Genomic DNA, 16,210 nt, shown 5'->3' on the forward strand with positions numbered 1-16,210 from the left:
CTGGTGAAAGGGAGGGGAGATCAGGCGCCGCGGGCGGCGATGAGCTTGCAGGCATGGGCGGGCAATTCCGCGAGTACCGGCATGCCGACGTGGAGGTCGGGGGTCTCGCGCGGCGTCGTCGCGGCCGTCAGCGTGAAGCCGCGGCAGTCGATCGTCGCTTCGATCGACGCGCCGACGTCGCGCACGAACGAGATCGTGCCGGCCAGCGTATTCGGTGCGGCCGCCGCCGCGTGGCCCGGGCGCACGCAGACGTCCTCGGGACGGATCAGCAGGCGCACGGCGTCGGCCGCGCGCGGCGTGTCCGGCGCGCGCCGGATCGCGAGACGCTGTCCGCCCGGCAGGACGATCGCGTCGTCGCCGTCGCACGCGACCGGCAGGATGTTGCCGAGGCCGATGAAGTCGGCGACGAACTCGTTGACCGGATCGCGGTAGATGTCGAGCGGCCGGCCGACCTGCTGGATCCGGCCTTTCTCCATCACGACGATCTCGTCGGCCATCGTCATCGCCTCGCGCTGGTCGTGCGTGACCATGATCGTCGTGATGCCGAGCCGTTGCTGGAGCAGCCGGATCTCGACCTGCATCGCCTCGCGCAGCTTCGCGTCGAGCGCCGACAGCGGCTCGTCGAGCAGCAGCAGGCGCGGCGACGACGCGATCGCGCGCGCGATCGCGACGCGCTGGCGTTGCCCGCCGGACAGTTGCGTGACGAGCCGGTCGGCCATGTGCGGAAGCTGGATCAGCTCCAGCAGCTCGGCGACGCGCCGTGCCTGCGCGGCCTTGGCCGTCTTGCGCAGCCGCAGCGGGTACGCGATGTTCTGCGCGACGGTCATGTGCGGAAACAGCGCGAGCGACTGGAACACCATGCCGAAGTCGCGCCGATTGGCGGGCACGTGCGTGAGGTCGCGGCCGGCGAACGTCAGGGTGCCGGAGGTCGGCGTTTCGAGGCCGGCGATGATCCGCATCAGCGTGGTCTTGCCGCAGCCGGACGGGCCGAGAAAGCAGACGAGCTTGCCGTCCGGCACCGACAGGTCGACGTGATCGACCGCATACGCTTGATGGAAGCGCTTCGTCACGTTCTGGAGGATGAGCTGGGTCATGAGGGTTCCTTGCACGGGCGAGGGCGAGGGCGAACGCGGTGCGCGCGTCAGAGCGCGACGCCCTTGTCGCCGACGAGTTTTTCGAGCATCCAGATCAGCGCGAAGTCGATCGCGACCGTGAACACGGCGAAGCAGAACACGGTCGGGTCGAGCGACGACACGGTGCGGCTGTAGAGCCAGACCGGCAGGGTCATCGTGTCGATGCTGTACAGGAAGAACGTCACCGTGAATTCGTTGAACGACACGATGAACGCGAACAGCATCCCGGCGAGGATGCCGGGCCGCATCAGCGGCAGCACGACGTCGACGAGCGCGCGGCGCGGGCTCGCGCCCATCACGCATGCGGCTTCCTCGAAGTCGGGGCCGATCGACGCGACCGAGGCCGCGCAGTTCTTCACCGTGAAGGGCAGCGTGAGGATCACGTGCGCGACGACGAGCCGCACGATGCCGAGCTCGACCGGCAGCGCGTTGAACACGATCAGCAGCGCGAGGCCGAGCATCACGAGCGGATAGACGATCGGCAGCGCGACGAGCTGCTCGACGAGCGTCTTGCCGCGGAAGCGGCAGCGCGACAGCGCGTAGGCCGCGGGCACCGACACGGCGGTCGCGATCAGCATCGTCGCGACCGCGACGACGAGGCTCGTCGTCAACGCGGCGCCCATCGACTGCGCGCTGCCCGCATCGGACGACACGAACGTCTGCCATGCGGCGCGATACCAGTGCAGGCTGAAATCGCGCGGCGGGAATTCGAGCGTGCCCGATGCGCCGAACGACATCGTGATCATCGTCAGGATGGGCAGCGCGGCGAGGAACAGCACGAGCGTCGCGAGCGCGCCCGTCACGCGTCCGAGGCGGCCGGGCATGGGCGCGCGCAAGAGCAGGGCATTCATCGGTTCACCTCGTCGGCACGTTGCAGGGTGCGCACGAGGCGCTGGGAGACCGCCATCACGACGAGCGTCGCGCCCATCAGCACGACGCCCGATGCCGAGGCGGCGGGCCAGTTGAGCAACGGTGCGACCTCGTCGTGCACGAGCACCGCGAGCATCGGCACGCGTCGGCCGCCGAGCAGCAGCGGCACCGCGAACGCGCTGGCGTTGTACGCGAACACGAGCAGCGCGCCGGAGACGAGGCCGGGCATCGCGAGCGGCAAGGTCACGTGCCGCAGCGTCTGCCAGCGGCTCGCGCCGAGCGTCGCGGCGGCTTCGTCGTACGCGCGGGATACCGCACGCAGCGCGCTCGACAGCGGCAGCACGGCGAGCGGGAACGCGGTCTGGATCAGCCCGAGCAGCACGCCGTGCTCGCGGTACAGCAGCTGCAGCGGCCGTTCGATCACGCCGGTGGCCAGCAGCGCGCGGTTGAGCAGCCCGGCCGGGCCGAGCATCACGAGCCAGCCATAGCCTTGCAGCAGCAGGTTCACGAGCAGCGGCAGCAGCACGCCGGCGAGCAGCAGCCGGCGCGCGAGCCGCGATTCGGTGCGCGCCATCGCGAGCGCGACCGGGATCGCGAGCAGCACCGCGCACACCATGCTCTGGAACGCGAGGCGCAGCGTGAGCCACAGCGACTTCGTGAAGTACGGGTCCGCGAGGTCGGCGTAGTTCTGCAGCGTGAAGGTCCGCCATTCGTCGCCGGACACGCCGACGCTCATGCGCAACACCGTGAGCGTCGCGGCGGCGAGTACCGCGAGGAACGCGAGGATCGGCGCGAGCAGCAGCCACGGCGGCACGCCGCGCAGCGCGGGCCCGGCGTCGGCACCGGCCGGTGCCGCGGCGGCCGGCCCCGCATCGCGGGAGGAGGACAGGGAGGCCATGTCGTTACGCCGAGAAGAGGCCCGTATAGCGCTTGATCCACGCGGGCTGGACGGCCGCGAGCGCCTTGTCGTCGTGCAGCACGGCCTTCTCCGCGATCTGCTGCGGCGACGGCACGAACGCGCGGCTTGCCGCGGGAATCACGGCCTTGCCGTTCACGGGGCCATTCAGCACGTCGGCCGCCATCCGGCCCTGCACGCCCGCGTCGAGCGAATGGTTGATGAACGCGTGGATCAGGTCGAGGTCGCCCGGGTGCGCCTTCGGGATCACGGTGAACATCAGCTGCGTCGCGAAGCCTTCCTTCATCCCGTACGTCACGCCCATCTTGTAGTCGGGCTTGCGGATCTGGTCCGGGAAGAACGCGGGCGAATAGATGCCGCCGATGTCGAGCGAGCCGGTGCGGAACAGGTCGGCGACCTGGTTCGGGTTTTCGCCGAGGGTCATCACGCGGTCCTTCAGCTGCGCGAGCTTCATGAATCCCGGATCGATGTTCTGTTGCGAACCGCCGGCCAGCTTCGCGGCGATGATCGCGAGGTCGACCGCCTCGGCCCACTCGGGCGGCGGCAGGAACAGGCGGCCCGAATACTTCGGGTCCCACAGCGCCTCGTAGCTCGACGGGGCGCTTTTTACGGTCGCCGTGTTGTAGATCAGCCCGTCCGACCACAGCAGGTAGCCGATGCCGAAGCCGTTCGCGCCCGTGCGGTATTGCGGCGCGACGTCCTTCAGGTTCGGCAGCCGGTTCAGGTCCGGCTTCGCGAGCAGGCCCGCATCGGCGAGACCGGCCGCGCCGACGCCGGCGAGCGTGATGACGTCGTAGGTCGGCCGCTCGCCCGCGGCCTTGACCTTCGCGACCATCCCGGACGTGCCGTCCGCGCGATCGGCGATCACGCGTGCGCCCGTCTGCTTGCTGAAGGTTTCCGCGATGTTGCGCAGCGCGGCCGCGCCGGTATCGTCAGACCACGTGAGCAGGCGCAGCGTCTTGCCCGCGAAGCGGTTCGACTGTGCCTTCGCAGTACTGATGAACGGCATCGGAAGGGCGGATGCGGCGAGTGCCGTGCCGAGGGTTTTGATCACCTGCCTTCTTCCCGCCTTGAAGTGTTGCATGGCCGTCTCCTGATGAACGATGCCGTGTGGTTCGATGCCGGTCGCCGAACTGCGGCGCGGGGTGTGGATGAACTGTAGGGAGGTCAAATTTCCGCAACAAACGAAATATCCGCATGCGCGGCATGACATAAATGCATGGGCCGGCGGCCTCAGCCGGCCGGCATCATGACCTGCTTGACCTCCTGGAATGCGGCCAGCCCGAACGGGCCGAGCTCGCGTCCGATGCTGCTGCGCTTGTAGCCGCCCCATGAGGTTTGCGGATAGATCAGTTGCGGCGTGTTGATCCAGACGACGCCGGCCTCGAGCGCATTGGCGACCCGCCTGCCGCGCGCCGCGTCGCGCGTGACGACGGTGGCGACGAGCCCGTATTCGGTATCGTTCGCGGCCGCGATCGCGTCGTCCTCGGTGTCGAACGCGCGGACGCACAGCACCGGCCCGAAAATCTCGTCGCGCCATAGCGCGCAGTCGGCCGGCACGTTGGCGAACAGCGCGGGCCGGATGAAGTAGCCGGGGCCGGCGAGCGCGTCGCCGCCCGTCACGAGCCGCGCGCCGTCGGCCCGGCCTTGCGCGATGTGGCGCTTCACGCGTTCGTATTGCGCGCGGTTCGTCAGCGGGCCCATCTGTACGCCGGGCGCGAACGGGGGGCCGACGACGGTCGCGTCGATCCGTCGCGCGAGACGCGCGATCAGGTCGTCGGCGAGCGGCGCGGCGACGAGCACGCGCGAGGTGGCCGAACACATCTGCCCGGCATTGAACAGGCCGCCGCCCGCGATCAGTTCGACCGCGTGATCGAGGTCGGCGTCGTCGAACACGACGATCGACGACTTGCCGCCGAGTTCGAGACCGATGCCCTTGATCGTGTCGGCGGCGGTCTTCATGACCTGCGCGCCGACAGCGGTGCTGCCGGTAAACGACACCTTCGCGACGAGCGGATGCGCGCACAGCCGAGCACCGACGTCGTGGCCGGTGCCCGTCACGACGTTCAGCACGCCGGGCGGCAGGCCCGCTTCCGCGATGATCGCGGCGAGTTCGAGTTCGGGCAGCGGCGTGATTTCGGACGGCTTCAGCACGACGGTGCAGCCGGCGGCGAGCGCGGGCGCGAGCTTCCACGCGGTCGTCACCATCGGGAAATTCCACGGCACGATCAACGCGGCGACGCCGGCCGGCTCACGCCGGATCCAGGCGCGATGGTCGCCGCCGGGCAGCGCGATCTCGGTGTCGCCCTCCGTGTCGAGGCGCTCCGCGAGGCCCGCGTAGTAGTCGAAGGTGGCGATCACGTCCGCGACGTCGATCTCGGCTTCGGCGAACGGCTTGCCATTGTTGATCGACTGCAGTGTCGCGAGCCGCACGCGGCGTGCGTCGACGCCGCGCGCGATCGCGCGGAGCAGGGCGGCGCGCGTGGCACCCGTCGTGCGCTTCCAGCCGGGAAACGCGCGCGACGCGGCTTGCACGGCACGCTCGACGTCCGCCTCGCCGCCCGCGCTGACGTCGGCGAGGACCGCTTCCGTCGATGGATCGACGACCGGCAGCGTCGCGCCGCCGAAGCTCGTGCGCCACGTACCGTCGATGAAGTGGCGCGTGTGCAGCGGCGGATCGAACGCGAGATTCGGCGTCGTGCTCATCGCTGCACCTGACCGAACCAGGTTGCCTCGTCGATTTCGATCACGGTCGGAATCGTGCGTGCCGTGGCATCGCGCAGCGCGTCGGCCAGCGCGCCGGGTGTCGCGGCCGCGTGCGCCGCGCAGCCGAAGCCGCGTGCGAGCGCCTGGAAATCGGGCGTATACGGATCGACGCCGACCGGCGTGATGTCGCGCGCGACCATGTATTTGCGGATCTCGCCGTAACCGCGGTTGTTCCAGACGATCACGATCACCGGCACGCGTGCCTCGACCGCGCTCGCGAGCTCCGGCAGCGTGAACTGCAGGCCGCCGTCGCCGATCAGGCACACGACCGGCCGCGCGGGCGCGGCGAGCTTGGCGCCGATCGCGGCGGGCAGCCCGTAGCCGAGCGTGCCGTAGCCGGTCGACGAGTTGAACCAGCTGCGAGGTGCCGGCGCATCGTGGGTGAAATTGCCGACGTAGACGGGGCTGGTCGAATCGCCGGCGATGATCGCGCCGGGCAGCGCCGCGACGATGGTGTCGATCAGCAGCGCCTGGGCCCGCGCGGCGCCGTCGTGGCCGGACGCGATCGCGGCACGCACGGCGGCGACCCGCTGTGCGCCCCAGCCGGGCTCGGGGGGCGGCGCCGGTCTTTCGTGCAGGCGGGTCGACAGCGCGCCGAGCGCCAGCCGCGAATCACCGGCGATGGCGATCTCCGCGCGGGCATTGCGCATCAACTGTTGCGCGTCGATGTCGATGCGGATCAGCCGGCCGTCGATCGCGAAGCCGCCGTCGAACGTGACGTCGTAATCGGTTTCGCCGAGTTCGGTGCCGACGGCGAGCACCACGTCCGCATCGCCGATCGCCTCGCGGGTGGCCGGCAGCGACTGCGTGGAGCCGATCAGCAACGGGTGGCCGGCCGGCAGCAGGCCCTTCGCGTTGATCGTCAGCGCGACGGGCGCATGCAGGCGTTCGGCGAGTTCGCGCAGTTCCGCCGCCGCGTGGATCGCGCCGCCGCCGGCTAGTATCAGCGGCCGGCGCGCGCGGGAGAGCAGGTCGGCGGCCGCCGCGAGCGCGTTCGCATCCGGCGCGGGGCGCGCGGGCAGCGCGAGCGGCGCGGCGGGCAGCGGGGGCGCCGGCATCACGATCACGTCGAGCGGAATCTCGATATGCACGGGCCGCGGTCGCGCGCTTTCGAACACCGCGAATGCGCGCGCGAGGACCTGCGGCAGGTCGGCCGCGTCGAGCAGCGTGTGCGAGAACGCGGTGAGTCCGGCGAACACGTCGCGCTGCGACGGCAGCTCGTGCAGGCGGCCGTCGCCGCTGCCGAGCTCGCGTCGTGCGTTGACGCTCGAGATCACCAGCATCGGAATCGAATCCGCGTAGGCCTGCGCCATCGCGGTCGCGATATTGGTCATCCCCGGCCCGGTGATGATGAAGCAGACCCCCGGCCGGCCCGTGACGCGGGCATAGCCGTCGGCCATGAAGCCGGCCCCTTGTTCGTGGCGCGGCGTGACATGGCGGATCGACGATGCGGCGAGGCCGCGATAAAGCTCGACGGTATGCACGCCGGGAATGCCGAACACGCATTCGACACCCTGGCGTTCGAGGAGGTCGACGAGCGCTTCGCCGCAGGTGCGGGGGCGCGCATGGAACGGTGCCGCCGCGGCCGTGCGGGCGTCGGCGATGCAGGAGACGTTGGCTGGATGGCTCATGGATCGTGATGTGCCGATTGGAAGGATGAGAGGCCCGTACCGAAAACGAGGGGGCATGAAGCGGATTGTCGGCGTCGATCCGCGCTGCCAACAATCGATTAGTTCTCATGCGGCGCATGAGCGCCTTGCATGGCGGAGTCGATTCGCGGTGCGGCGACGCCCCGGTCGTCATGCAAGCCGGTTCGGCATTCCCGTCCTCGCACGCCGCGTCGCGGCACCCTCGCGATCGAATTCGGAATTTGTCTAGTCATCCTTGCGATTGGAGCGTCCCGTTTGCACCAAGTGCGTGCCTGAATTCACCGCGACGAGGCATGCCGGAGGCCCGAAATTAAGGGATTTCCCGCGTTTCCCCGGTTTTTTTTGATCGCTGCTTGTCTCGCCGTTTTTCTTCTTGCATGCTTGTATAGACAAATTCCTGAGGCGGCTTGCTGCACCGAGGGGATGACGAACTTCAACGCAAGGAGAAAACTCGTGAACGGCAAGCGCATCAAGTGGGCACTCAAGACCATCGGCGTCATCGCGGCTGCAGCGGCAACGCTTGCCGCGCCGGTGCAGGCGAAGGAATGGAAGACGGTGACGGTCGCGCTCGAAGGCGGCTACGCACCGTGGAACCTCACGCTGCCGGGCGGCAAGCTGGGCGGTTTCGAACCGGAACTGCTCGCCAACGTGTGCGAGCGGATCAAGGTGCAGTGCAACATGGTCGCGCAGGACTGGGACGGGATGATCCCCGGCCTGCAGGCCGGCAAGTTCGACATCCTGATGGATGCGATTTCCATCACGCCGGAGCGCGAGAAGATCCTGCTGTTCTCGCGTCCGTATGCGGCGACGCCCGCGACGTTCGCCGTCACCGATACCAAGATCCTGCCGAAGGCCGCGCCGGGCGCGCCGATCGTCAAGCTGACGGGTGACGCGAACGCGGACAAGCCCACCGTCGACACGCTGCGCAAGCAGCTGAAGGGCAAGACGATCGGTATCCAGTCGGGCACCGTCTATACGAAGTTCATCAACGACAGCTTCAAGGACATCGCATCGATCCGCGTGTACAAGACCTCGCCCGAGCGCGATCTCGACCTCGTCGCCGGGCGCATCGATGCATCGTTCGACGACGTCACGTACTACGCGGCGAACAACGCGAAGAAGGACAACGCGTCGATCGTGCTCGCGGGGCCGAAGCTGGGCGGGCCGATCTGGGGGCCGGGCGAAGGCCTCGCGTTCCGCAAGCAGGATGCCGATCTGAAGACGAAGTTCGATACGGCGATCGGCGCGGCGCTCGCGGACGGCACGGTGAAGAAGCTGGCCGACAAGTGGTTCAAGACCGACGTCACGCCGTAAGCGCGCAACCGGTGGCCGCCGCGTAAGCGAATCGAACGACGCGCGGCGGCAGGCATCCTGCAGATTCACTCAACGCTTGCCGGGAGGCACGCATGGCGATTCTTGAAATGCTCGGCTTCGGAACCGAAGGCTGGGGCGGCGTGCTGTTGCTCGCCGCGCTGATGACGGTCGCGCTGACGCTCGCCGCGCTCGCGGTCGGCGCCGTGATCGGCGCGGCGATCGCGGCGGCGAAGCTGTCGCGCTACCGGAGCGCCCGCCTGCTCGGCGACCTGTACACGACGGTGTTTCGCGGGGTGCCCGAACTGCTCGTCATCTATCTGTTCTACTTCGGCGGCTCGACGCTCGTCACGGCCGTCGGCCAGTGGTTCGGCGCGGAAGGCTTCATCGGCGTGCCGCCGTTCGTGATCGGTGCGCTCGCGGTCGGGATGATCTCGGGCGCCTACCAGGCCGAGGTGTATCGCGCCGCGGTGCTCGCGGTGTCGAAGGGCGAGCTCGAAGCCGCGCGCTCGATCGGCATGCCGGGCAGCATGGTGCTGCGCCGCATCCTGATTCCGCAGGTGCTGCGCTTCGCGCTGCCCGGTATCGGCAACGTGTGGCAACTGAGCCTCAAGGACTCGGCACTGATCTCGGTCACGGGTCTCGCCGAGCTGCTGCGGACGAGCCAGATCGCGGCGAACTCGACGCACCAGTACTTCGTGTTCTTCGTCGCGGGCGGCGCGCTCTATCTGGTCATGACGGGCCTGTCGAACCGCGTGTTCAACCGGGCCGAAGCGATCGTCGGTCGCTCGTTCCGCCGCAATTTCGCGCGCAACTGACGGAGAGCACGCATGTCATTCGATTTCGACTTTCTCCTCGACACGCTGCGCCAGCTGCTCGCGGCCGTGCCGACCACGCTCGGCCTGTTCTTCGCGTCGCTCGTGCTCGGCGGCCTGCTGTCGCTCGTGATCGTCACGATGCGCGTGTCGCCGCGCTGGCTGCCGAACCGCTTCGCGCGTGCCTACATCCTCGTGTTTCGCGGCTCGCCGCTGCTGATCCAGATGTTCCTCGTGTATTACGGGCTCGGGCAGTTCGGCGTGATCCGTGAAAGCTTCATGTGGCCGCTGCTGCGCGAGCCGTACGTGTGCGCGGTACTGTCGCTCGCGCTGTGCACGGCGGGCTACACGGCCGAAATCCTGCGCGGCGGGCTGATGGCCGTGCCGGTCGGGCAGATCGAGGCCGGCTATTCGATCGGCCTGTCGGGCTTCGCGCTGCTGCGGCGCGTGATCGGCCCGATCGCGTTGCGCCAGTGCCTGCCCGCGTATTCGACCGAAGCCGTGCTGCTCGTCAAGTCGACCGCGCTGGCCAGCCTCGTCACGGTGTGGGAAGTGACGGGCGTCGCGCAGCAGATCATCCAGCAAACCTATCGGACGACCGAGGTGTTCGTCTGCGCGGCCATCATCTATCTGGGCCTGAACTTCATCGTCGTGCGCCTGCTCGGCGCGCTCGAATGGCGGCTCTCCGGGCACCTGCGTGCGCCGAAGCCGTCCGGTGCGCCCGCCGCGGCGACGCGCCATCCCCGGCGCGTCGCATCCTGAGCGCCCCCATCCATTCCAGGAGAATCCGATGAACACCGCTGCTCCCGTTGCGCTGTCGGTCAAGAACATCCACAAGTCGTTCGGCGATCATCATGTGCTGAAGGGCATCTCGCTCGACGCGCACGAGGGTGACGTCATCTCGATCCTCGGCGCGAGCGGATCGGGCAAGAGCACGTTCCTGCGCTGCCTGAACCTGCTCGAAACGCCCGACGACGGCTCCGTCGCCCTCGCCGGCGAGGAACTGAAGATGAAGCGCGCGCGCGACGGCAAGCTGCATCCGAGCGACCGGCGCCAGGTCGACCGGATCCGCTCCCAGCTCGGCATGGTCTTTCAGAACTTCAACCTGTGGTCCCACATGACGGTGCTCGACAACCTCGTCGAGGGACCGCTGCGCGTGCAGAAGCGCAGCCGCGCGGAAGCGGTCGAGGAGGCCGAGGCGCTGCTGGCGCGCGTCGGCCTCGCCGACAAGCGCGGCTACTATCCGGCCCACCTGTCGGGCGGCCAGCAGCAGCGCGTTGCGATCGCCCGCGCGCTCGCGATGCATCCGAAGGTGATGCTGTTCGACGAGCCGACGTCCGCGCTCGACCCGGAGCTGGTCGGCGAAGTGCTGCGCGTGATGCGTTCGCTCGCGGAGGAAGGGCGCACCATGCTGGTCGTCACGCATGAGATGGGCTTCGCGCGGCATGTGTCGAATCGCGTGATGTTCCTGCATCAGGGCGAGGTCGATTCGGACGGGCCGCCCGACGCGCTGTTCGGCGGCCAGTGCTCCGAGCGCTTCCGGCAATTCGTGTCGAGCCACCACGACCGCACCACGAACTGAGGCTGCCATGACCGTATTCCGTGCGGCGCAGCCGCTTGACTGGCGACAGGTCGCGGCGGTGGCGGCCGGCGAGCCGCTTGCACTGACCGACGACGCGCGCGCGCGTGTCGTTGCCGCACGCGAACTCGTCGACGAGATCGTCGCGCGCGGGATTCGCGCGTACGGCGTCAATACCGGCGTCGGCGCGCTGTGCGACGTGATCGTGTCGCCGGCACAGCAGAGCACGCTGTCGCGCAACATCCTGATGAGCCACGCGGTCGGCGTCGGCATGCCGCTCGGCGCGGCCGAAACGCGCGCGATCATCGCGGCCGCGATCAACAACTTCGCGCACGGGCATTCGGGCGTGCATGCCGACGTCGTCGAACAGCTCGTCGCGCTGCTCGAGCACGATTGCCTGCCGGAGGTGCCCGCGCACGGCTCGGTCGGCTATCTGACCCACATGGCGCACGTCGCGCTCGTCTGCATCGGGCACGGTCATGCGCGCCATCGCGGCGAGCGCATTCGCGGCGACGAGGCGCTGCGCCGCGTCGGCCGCAAGCCGCTCGTGCTCGGTGCGAAGGAGGGCCTGAGCCTGGTCAACGGCACGCCGTGCGTGACGGGGCTCGCCGCGCTCGCACTCGCGCGAGCGGAACGGCTGCTCGACTGGGCCGACTGGATCGCGGCGACGAGCTTCGAGAATCTCGGCGGACAGCTCGCGGCATTCGATCCGGCCTCGCTCGCGCTGCGGATCTCGGCCGGCATCGGGCACGTTGGCGCACGCTTGCGGACGATGCTGGCCGACAGCCCGATGCTTGCGGCGGCGAGCGGCCGGCATACGCAGGATCCGCTCAGCCTGCGCACGATTCCGCACGTGCATGGCGCGGCGCGCGACGTATTCGCGGTGACGGCGGAAGTCGTCGATCGCGAGCTCGCGTCCGTCACCGACAATCCGATCGTCGCCGGTACGCGCGACGCGCCGGCCGTTCATTCGCAGGCGCATGCGGTCGGCGCGGGCATCGCGCTGGCGATGGACAGCCTCGCGGCCGCGATGGCGCAGGTGGCGGCCATCGCCGAGCGGCGGCTGGACCGTCTCGTCAATCCGCTCGTGAGCGGGCTGCCGGCGTTTCTCGCGGCGCCGGGCGGCACGTGTTCGGGGTTCATGATCGCGCAGTACACGGCGGTCGCGCTGGTCGCGCAGAACCAGCGGCTCGCGGCGCCGGCGAGCCTCGACGGCGGCATTACGTCCGGGCTGCAGGAAGACCACCTGTGTCATGCGACGCCGGCCGCGCTGAAGGCGCTCGACATCATCGAGAATGCGACGCGCGTGCTCGCGATCGAGCTGCTGGCCGCCGCGCAGGCCTACGATCTGCAGGCGAACGGCGCGGGGCCCGCGCCGTCGACCGACGCGCTGTGGCGGACCGTGCGCGAACGCGTACCGGCCTATCACGACGACCGGCCGCTTGCGGACGACATCGCGATCGCGGCGGGCATCGTCGCGGGCGAACCGCCGCCTCTGCAGTAGCGTCGGGTGGCGACTGACGGATCATCCATCAATCATTCGGTCGAGGGCGCATGAACGAAACGGAACGACACCCTTCCGCACGACCGGCGAGGGCATTGGGCGATGCGGTGCCGGCGCGCGCGCTGCCGGCCTATCAACAGATCAAGCGCTACGTCGTCGAGCGGATCGCGAAGGGCGACTGGAAGCCCGGTGGCGCCATCCCGACCGAGGCCGAGCTGGTCAAGGAATTCGGCGTGGCGCGGATGACGGTGTCGCGCGCGCTGCGTGAACTGACGGCCGAGCGCGTGCTGACGCGCATCCAGGGGGCCGGCACGTTCGTCGAGCGCCGGCATTACGAATCGACGGTGCTGGAAATCCGCAACATCGCGGACGAGATCGCCGAACGGGGTCATCGGCACAGCGCGCGTGTGTTGCTGATCGAGCGCAGCGTCGATCCGGAAGCGATCGAGGCGCTCGGGCTTCGCGCCGGGCCCGTGTTTCATTCACGCATCGTGCATTACGAGGAAGACGAGCCGATCCAGTTCGAGGATCGCTACGTCAATCCGGCCTTGTTTCCCGACTATCTGGAGCAGGATTTCACGATCGAGACGCCGAACCACTACATGGTGCGACTGGCGCCGATCCAGCGCGCGGAGTTCCGGATCTATGCGGAGAAACCCAATGCGCAGGTGCGTCGGCATCTCGTGATGGAAATCGGCGAACCGTGTCTGGTGTTGAGGCGCCGCACGTGGGTCGGCGAGCACGTCGCCACGTCCGTCAGGTTGTGGCATCCGGCGTCGCGGTTTCATCTGGCGGGGAAGATGTAGGGGCTGTCTTGAGCCGCTGGTTCTCGCCGGGCAGGTGCTTCAGTCCGCGGACCTGATTCGAGGCCAGGCCCGCGTACTGTTGCTTCCATCGGCAAGACGGCTGCCCGGATACCCGCGGTTGCCGAGCCGGATCAGCCACCGGCATACCCGGCTCGGCCTGCAAGCGAGCCCGCTACGGTCAGTGCAGTTCGCTGACGCGCGGATCGATATACGCGTCGACGTCCTGCGACTGCTTGTACACGGCGTTACGCACGTTGAACGCATTCGCGTTGCGTGTCGAGCCATAGATCGAATCGAGCCCGTCGCCCTTGCGGAACGCACGCTTCGCGGCAGCCGCGTCGAGCAGGTGCGTGCCCTTCAGCAGCGGCAGGTACTGCTCCGGCGCGAGCCCGACGCGCGCGGACATGATCCTGACCGCGTCGGCCTGCGTCTTCGGGTCGTTGATGTAAGCGACGCAGCGATACCAGACCTTGACCACCTTCGCCCAGTCGGCCCGGCGCGCGGCGAGGCTCGCCGGCGCGACCGTGATCGCATCGTAGATCAGCCCCGGCGCATCCGCCGACGTGAAGATCGCCCGTGCGCCCGGTGCGCGCTTCAACGCCTCGCCCGCGTTCGGCTGCCATGCGGCCACCGCGGCGATGTCGGACGACGAACCGAGCACCTGCGGCAGTTCGTTGGTTTTCGCATTCACGAGCGTGACGTCGCCGTCCTTGAGCCCGTGCTTCTGCAGCGCGGTTTCGAGCAGCAGGTGATCGACCAGGCCGAGCTCGACGCCGACCTTCTTGCCCTTCAGCGCCTCGACGGTGCGCAGCGGCGGCTTCGCGACGATCATGTCGTTGCCGGCCGAATAGTCGGTCAGCAGGATCATCACGTTCTTCGCGCCGGCCGCGCCGGTGACGAGCGCATCGCCGTTGGTCGCCGCGACCGCATCGAGCTTGCCTGCGGAAAACGCGTCGAGCGATGCCGAATAATCGAACCATTCGAAATCGACGTCGACGCCGGCTTCCTTGAACCAGCCCTTGTCGAGCGCGACCTGGAACGCGACCCAGCCCGGCCAGTCGCTATAGCCGATCTTCAGTGGCGCTGCCGCGTGCACGGCGGGCGCCGCCAACAGCGCGGCCGCCGTGACGGCGGCCCCCAATGCGTGACGGACGGAACGGAGGGACGGCAGGCGGCGGAACGCCAGGGCGGGACGGGTCATCGTTGTTCTCCAGGAGACCGGGATCGGGATCGTCGATTCGGACCGTGCCTGTGCGCGGTCCGGCCGCGTGGCCGGTTCCTGCGGATGCGGAACGAATGAAGCGGCCACGGAGAGGCGCGACGGCCGTTGCCATCGCCAATCTCCCGGGCTTTTGTCCCGCCGTGTAGCGCGCGTGCATCCGGTCTCGCGATCGGACGCACCCGCGCCGGGCTGCTCTCGGACCAGACGTTCGATGAACCGGAACCCTAGCACCCCTAAGATGCGAAGCCGCCGCACCTCTCGGCGTCATGCCGAGCGAGAAGCGTGCCAATGGCGTGCGGCAATGCGATTCAACGGCGGCGTGCGGCGCGCTGAAGTTCGATGAAGCGGGCGGAGAACAGCGCGCTCAATGCGCGCCGGAGCAGGTCGAGCTTGTTCATGAAGGGTGGCATATCGAGTGACGTTGCATCCATTCAGCAATGCCCATGCCATCGCGGATCGCGCGGTGCACGTGCGCGCGATGCGCACTGCGCCGGTGCGCGATCGCGTGCGCATGGTGCGTCGCACGCCCGCTGCGAGGGCACGCGTCTGCCGCCGATTCATGCATGCCGCGCGTCATCGCGCCGCCGTGCCGCGTCGCGCGGTCCTTGCACGGCAGCTGGCACGCAACTCGCTTCATCGACGCTCGAGAGGTGCGAAGCAATTTGCATCATCTTCAGGATCGCTAGGGTTCCGGTCGTGCGGCGTTCGCGCCGCGCGATGACTGGTCCGAGAGCAATCCGGTCTTGCCTTCGCCTCGATTCGAGGAAACGGCGAGGCTCCACGGAGGGATAAAAGCCCGGGAGGTCGCGATGTCGTTCGGTCGCCCTCTCACGCCTTTTGTCCAACCGACCACGGAGCCGCCATGTCGCCGAGCCCCCAAGCCGTCCCCGTCCCCGTCCTTGTTCCGCCGCCACACGTCGTGTGGGAAACGCTGATTCCCGCAGGAACCCACTGGTCTGGCATCCTGCGCCGCGGCCTCGCGCTGCGCATCGTCGATGTCGACGGCGGCGCGAACCTGTCCGCCGTCTTTCATCGCCAGGAAGACCCGCTCGAACGCTACAACATGGCCGATACGCTGAAGGCGCAACACACCGCGCATCTCACGCGCGGCCATGTGCTGTACACCGACATGGGGCGCGTGATCGCGTCGATCACGGCCGACACGCTCGGCTGGCACGACCCGCTCGGCGGCGTCGGCGATGCGCGGTGGTTCGCGCACAAGTACGGCACGACGTCGTACCAGGCCGATCGCAACGCGATGATCCGCAACGGCCGCGACAGCCTCGTGCTCGAGCTCGCGAAATACGGGCTGTCGGCGCGCGATCTCACCGCGAACGTCAATTTCTTCAGCAAGCTCGACACGCGCGACGACGGCGCGCTCGATTTCGTCGCCGGACATTCGCCGGCCGGCAGCGCGCTCGACCTGCGCTTCGAGATGAACACGCTCGCGGCGTTCTCGACCGCGCCGCATCCGCTCGATCCGCGTGCGGACTATGCACCGAAGCCCGTGAAGCTGATCGCGTACCGTGCGTATCCGGCGGATGGCGCCGCGCCCGAGGACGACCCGTGCCGCCGCGCGTGCGCGGAGAACACGCGCGGCTTTGCCAACACCGACCGCCTGTTTGCGTAAGGAGCCGAG

At 68.7% G+C, this 16,210-nt stretch carries 15 protein-coding genes and 2 riboswitches; of the genes, 7 read left to right on the forward strand and 8 right to left on the reverse strand.

Annotated elements, in window-relative coordinates; translation table 11 throughout:
• Positions 1-20: 20 nt before the first annotated feature.
• The 6 genes from DIE23_RS15805 to DIE23_RS15830 form a co-directional block, all read right to left on the reverse strand.
• Positions 21-1,094 (reverse strand): ABC transporter ATP-binding protein, encoded by a 1,074-nt coding sequence (locus tag DIE23_RS15805; protein WP_124612990.1) that lies wholly within the window; start codon positions 1,092-1,094, stop codon positions 21-23.
• 47 nt (positions 1,095-1,141) lie between these two features.
• Positions 1,142-1,984: an ABC transporter permease gene (locus tag DIE23_RS15810; protein ID WP_124612991.1), complete on the reverse strand. Its 843-nt coding sequence runs from the start codon at positions 1,982-1,984 to the stop codon at positions 1,142-1,144.
• A complete protein-coding gene (locus DIE23_RS15815; RefSeq protein WP_124612992.1) occupies positions 1,981-2,901 on the reverse strand; it encodes an ABC transporter permease in 921 nt (306 codons plus the stop codon). Before DIE23_RS15815 ends, DIE23_RS15810 begins: the two co-directional genes overlap by 4 nt.
• A gap of 4 nt (positions 2,902-2,905) precedes the next feature.
• Positions 2,906-4,003 carry a PotD/PotF family extracellular solute-binding protein gene (locus tag DIE23_RS15820; protein ID WP_124612993.1) on the reverse strand — a complete coding sequence of 366 codons (1,098 nt, stop codon included), beginning with the start codon at positions 4,001-4,003 and terminating at the stop codon, positions 2,906-2,908.
• 149 nt (positions 4,004-4,152) lie between these two features.
• On the reverse strand, positions 4,153-5,625 hold the full coding sequence (locus DIE23_RS15825; protein ID WP_124612994.1) for an aldehyde dehydrogenase family protein: 1,473 nt from the start codon (positions 5,623-5,625) through the stop codon (positions 4,153-4,155).
• On the reverse strand, positions 5,622-7,316 hold the full coding sequence (locus tag DIE23_RS15830) for a 5-guanidino-2-oxopentanoate decarboxylase (RefSeq protein ID WP_124612995.1): 1,695 nt from the start codon (positions 7,314-7,316) through the stop codon (positions 5,622-5,624). Before DIE23_RS15830 ends, DIE23_RS15825 begins: the two co-directional genes overlap by 4 nt.
• A gap of 471 nt (positions 7,317-7,787) precedes the next feature.
• Between DIE23_RS15830 and DIE23_RS15835 the strand changes: the two genes are divergently transcribed.
• The 6 genes from DIE23_RS15835 to hutC all read left to right on the forward strand — a co-directional run bounded on the left by DIE23_RS15835 (position 7,788) and on the right by hutC (position 13,349).
• A complete protein-coding gene (locus tag DIE23_RS15835) occupies positions 7,788-8,648 on the forward strand; it encodes a transporter substrate-binding domain-containing protein (RefSeq protein WP_124613037.1) in 861 nt (286 codons plus the stop codon).
• 92 nt (positions 8,649-8,740) lie between these two features.
• Entirely contained in the window at positions 8,741-9,463 is a 723-nt protein-coding gene (locus DIE23_RS15840; RefSeq protein ID WP_124612996.1) for an ABC transporter permease, read from the forward strand.
• Between the two features lie 12 nt (positions 9,464-9,475).
• Positions 9,476-10,222: an ABC transporter permease gene (locus tag DIE23_RS15845; RefSeq protein WP_124612997.1), complete on the forward strand. Its 747-nt coding sequence runs from the start codon at positions 9,476-9,478 to the stop codon at positions 10,220-10,222.
• Between the two features lie 28 nt (positions 10,223-10,250).
• Positions 10,251-11,042 carry an ABC transporter ATP-binding protein gene (locus DIE23_RS15850; RefSeq protein ID WP_124612998.1) on the forward strand — a complete coding sequence of 264 codons (792 nt, stop codon included), beginning with the start codon at positions 10,251-10,253 and terminating at the stop codon, positions 11,040-11,042.
• A gap of 7 nt (positions 11,043-11,049) precedes the next feature.
• Positions 11,050-12,543, forward strand: a complete 1,494-nt coding sequence (hutH, locus tag DIE23_RS15855; RefSeq protein WP_124612999.1) for a histidine ammonia-lyase — start codon at positions 11,050-11,052, stop codon at positions 12,541-12,543.
• Positions 12,544-12,593: 50 nt separating this feature from the next.
• Positions 12,594-13,349, forward strand: a complete 756-nt coding sequence (gene hutC / locus DIE23_RS15860; RefSeq protein ID WP_124613000.1) for a histidine utilization repressor — start codon at positions 12,594-12,596, stop codon at positions 13,347-13,349.
• Here the strand turns inward: hutC and DIE23_RS40180 are convergent.
• Together DIE23_RS40180 and DIE23_RS15865 are read right to left on the reverse strand one after the other, a co-directional pair.
• The gene (locus tag DIE23_RS40180; protein ID WP_409364235.1) at positions 13,300-13,512 is read right to left on the reverse strand and encodes a hypothetical protein; all 213 of its coding nucleotides are present in this window, start codon (positions 13,510-13,512) and stop codon (positions 13,300-13,302) included. The two genes, hutC and DIE23_RS40180, sit on opposite strands and share 50 nt — an antisense overlap.
• 15 nt (positions 13,513-13,527) lie before the next feature.
• On the reverse strand, positions 13,528-14,550 hold the full coding sequence (locus DIE23_RS15865; protein ID WP_124613001.1) for an ABC transporter substrate-binding protein: 1,023 nt from the start codon (positions 14,548-14,550) through the stop codon (positions 13,528-13,530).
• A 138-nt stretch (positions 14,551-14,688) separates the two neighbouring features.
• Positions 14,689-14,810, reverse strand: a riboswitch (guanidine-I (ykkC/yxkD leader).
• A 432-nt stretch (positions 14,811-15,242) separates the two neighbouring features.
• Positions 15,243-15,376, forward strand: a riboswitch (guanidine-I (ykkC/yxkD leader).
• 57 nt (positions 15,377-15,433) lie between these two features.
• Here DIE23_RS15865 and DIE23_RS15875 point away from each other — a divergent pair.
• Positions 15,434-16,201, forward strand: a complete 768-nt coding sequence (locus tag DIE23_RS15875) for an urea amidolyase associated protein UAAP1 (protein ID WP_124613003.1) — start codon at positions 15,434-15,436, stop codon at positions 16,199-16,201.
• The last annotated feature ends 9 nt before the right edge of the window (positions 16,202-16,210 follow it).

Source organism: Burkholderia sp. Bp9143 (assembly GCF_003853645.1).
Classification (GTDB): Bacteria; Pseudomonadota; Gammaproteobacteria; order Burkholderiales; family Burkholderiaceae; genus Burkholderia.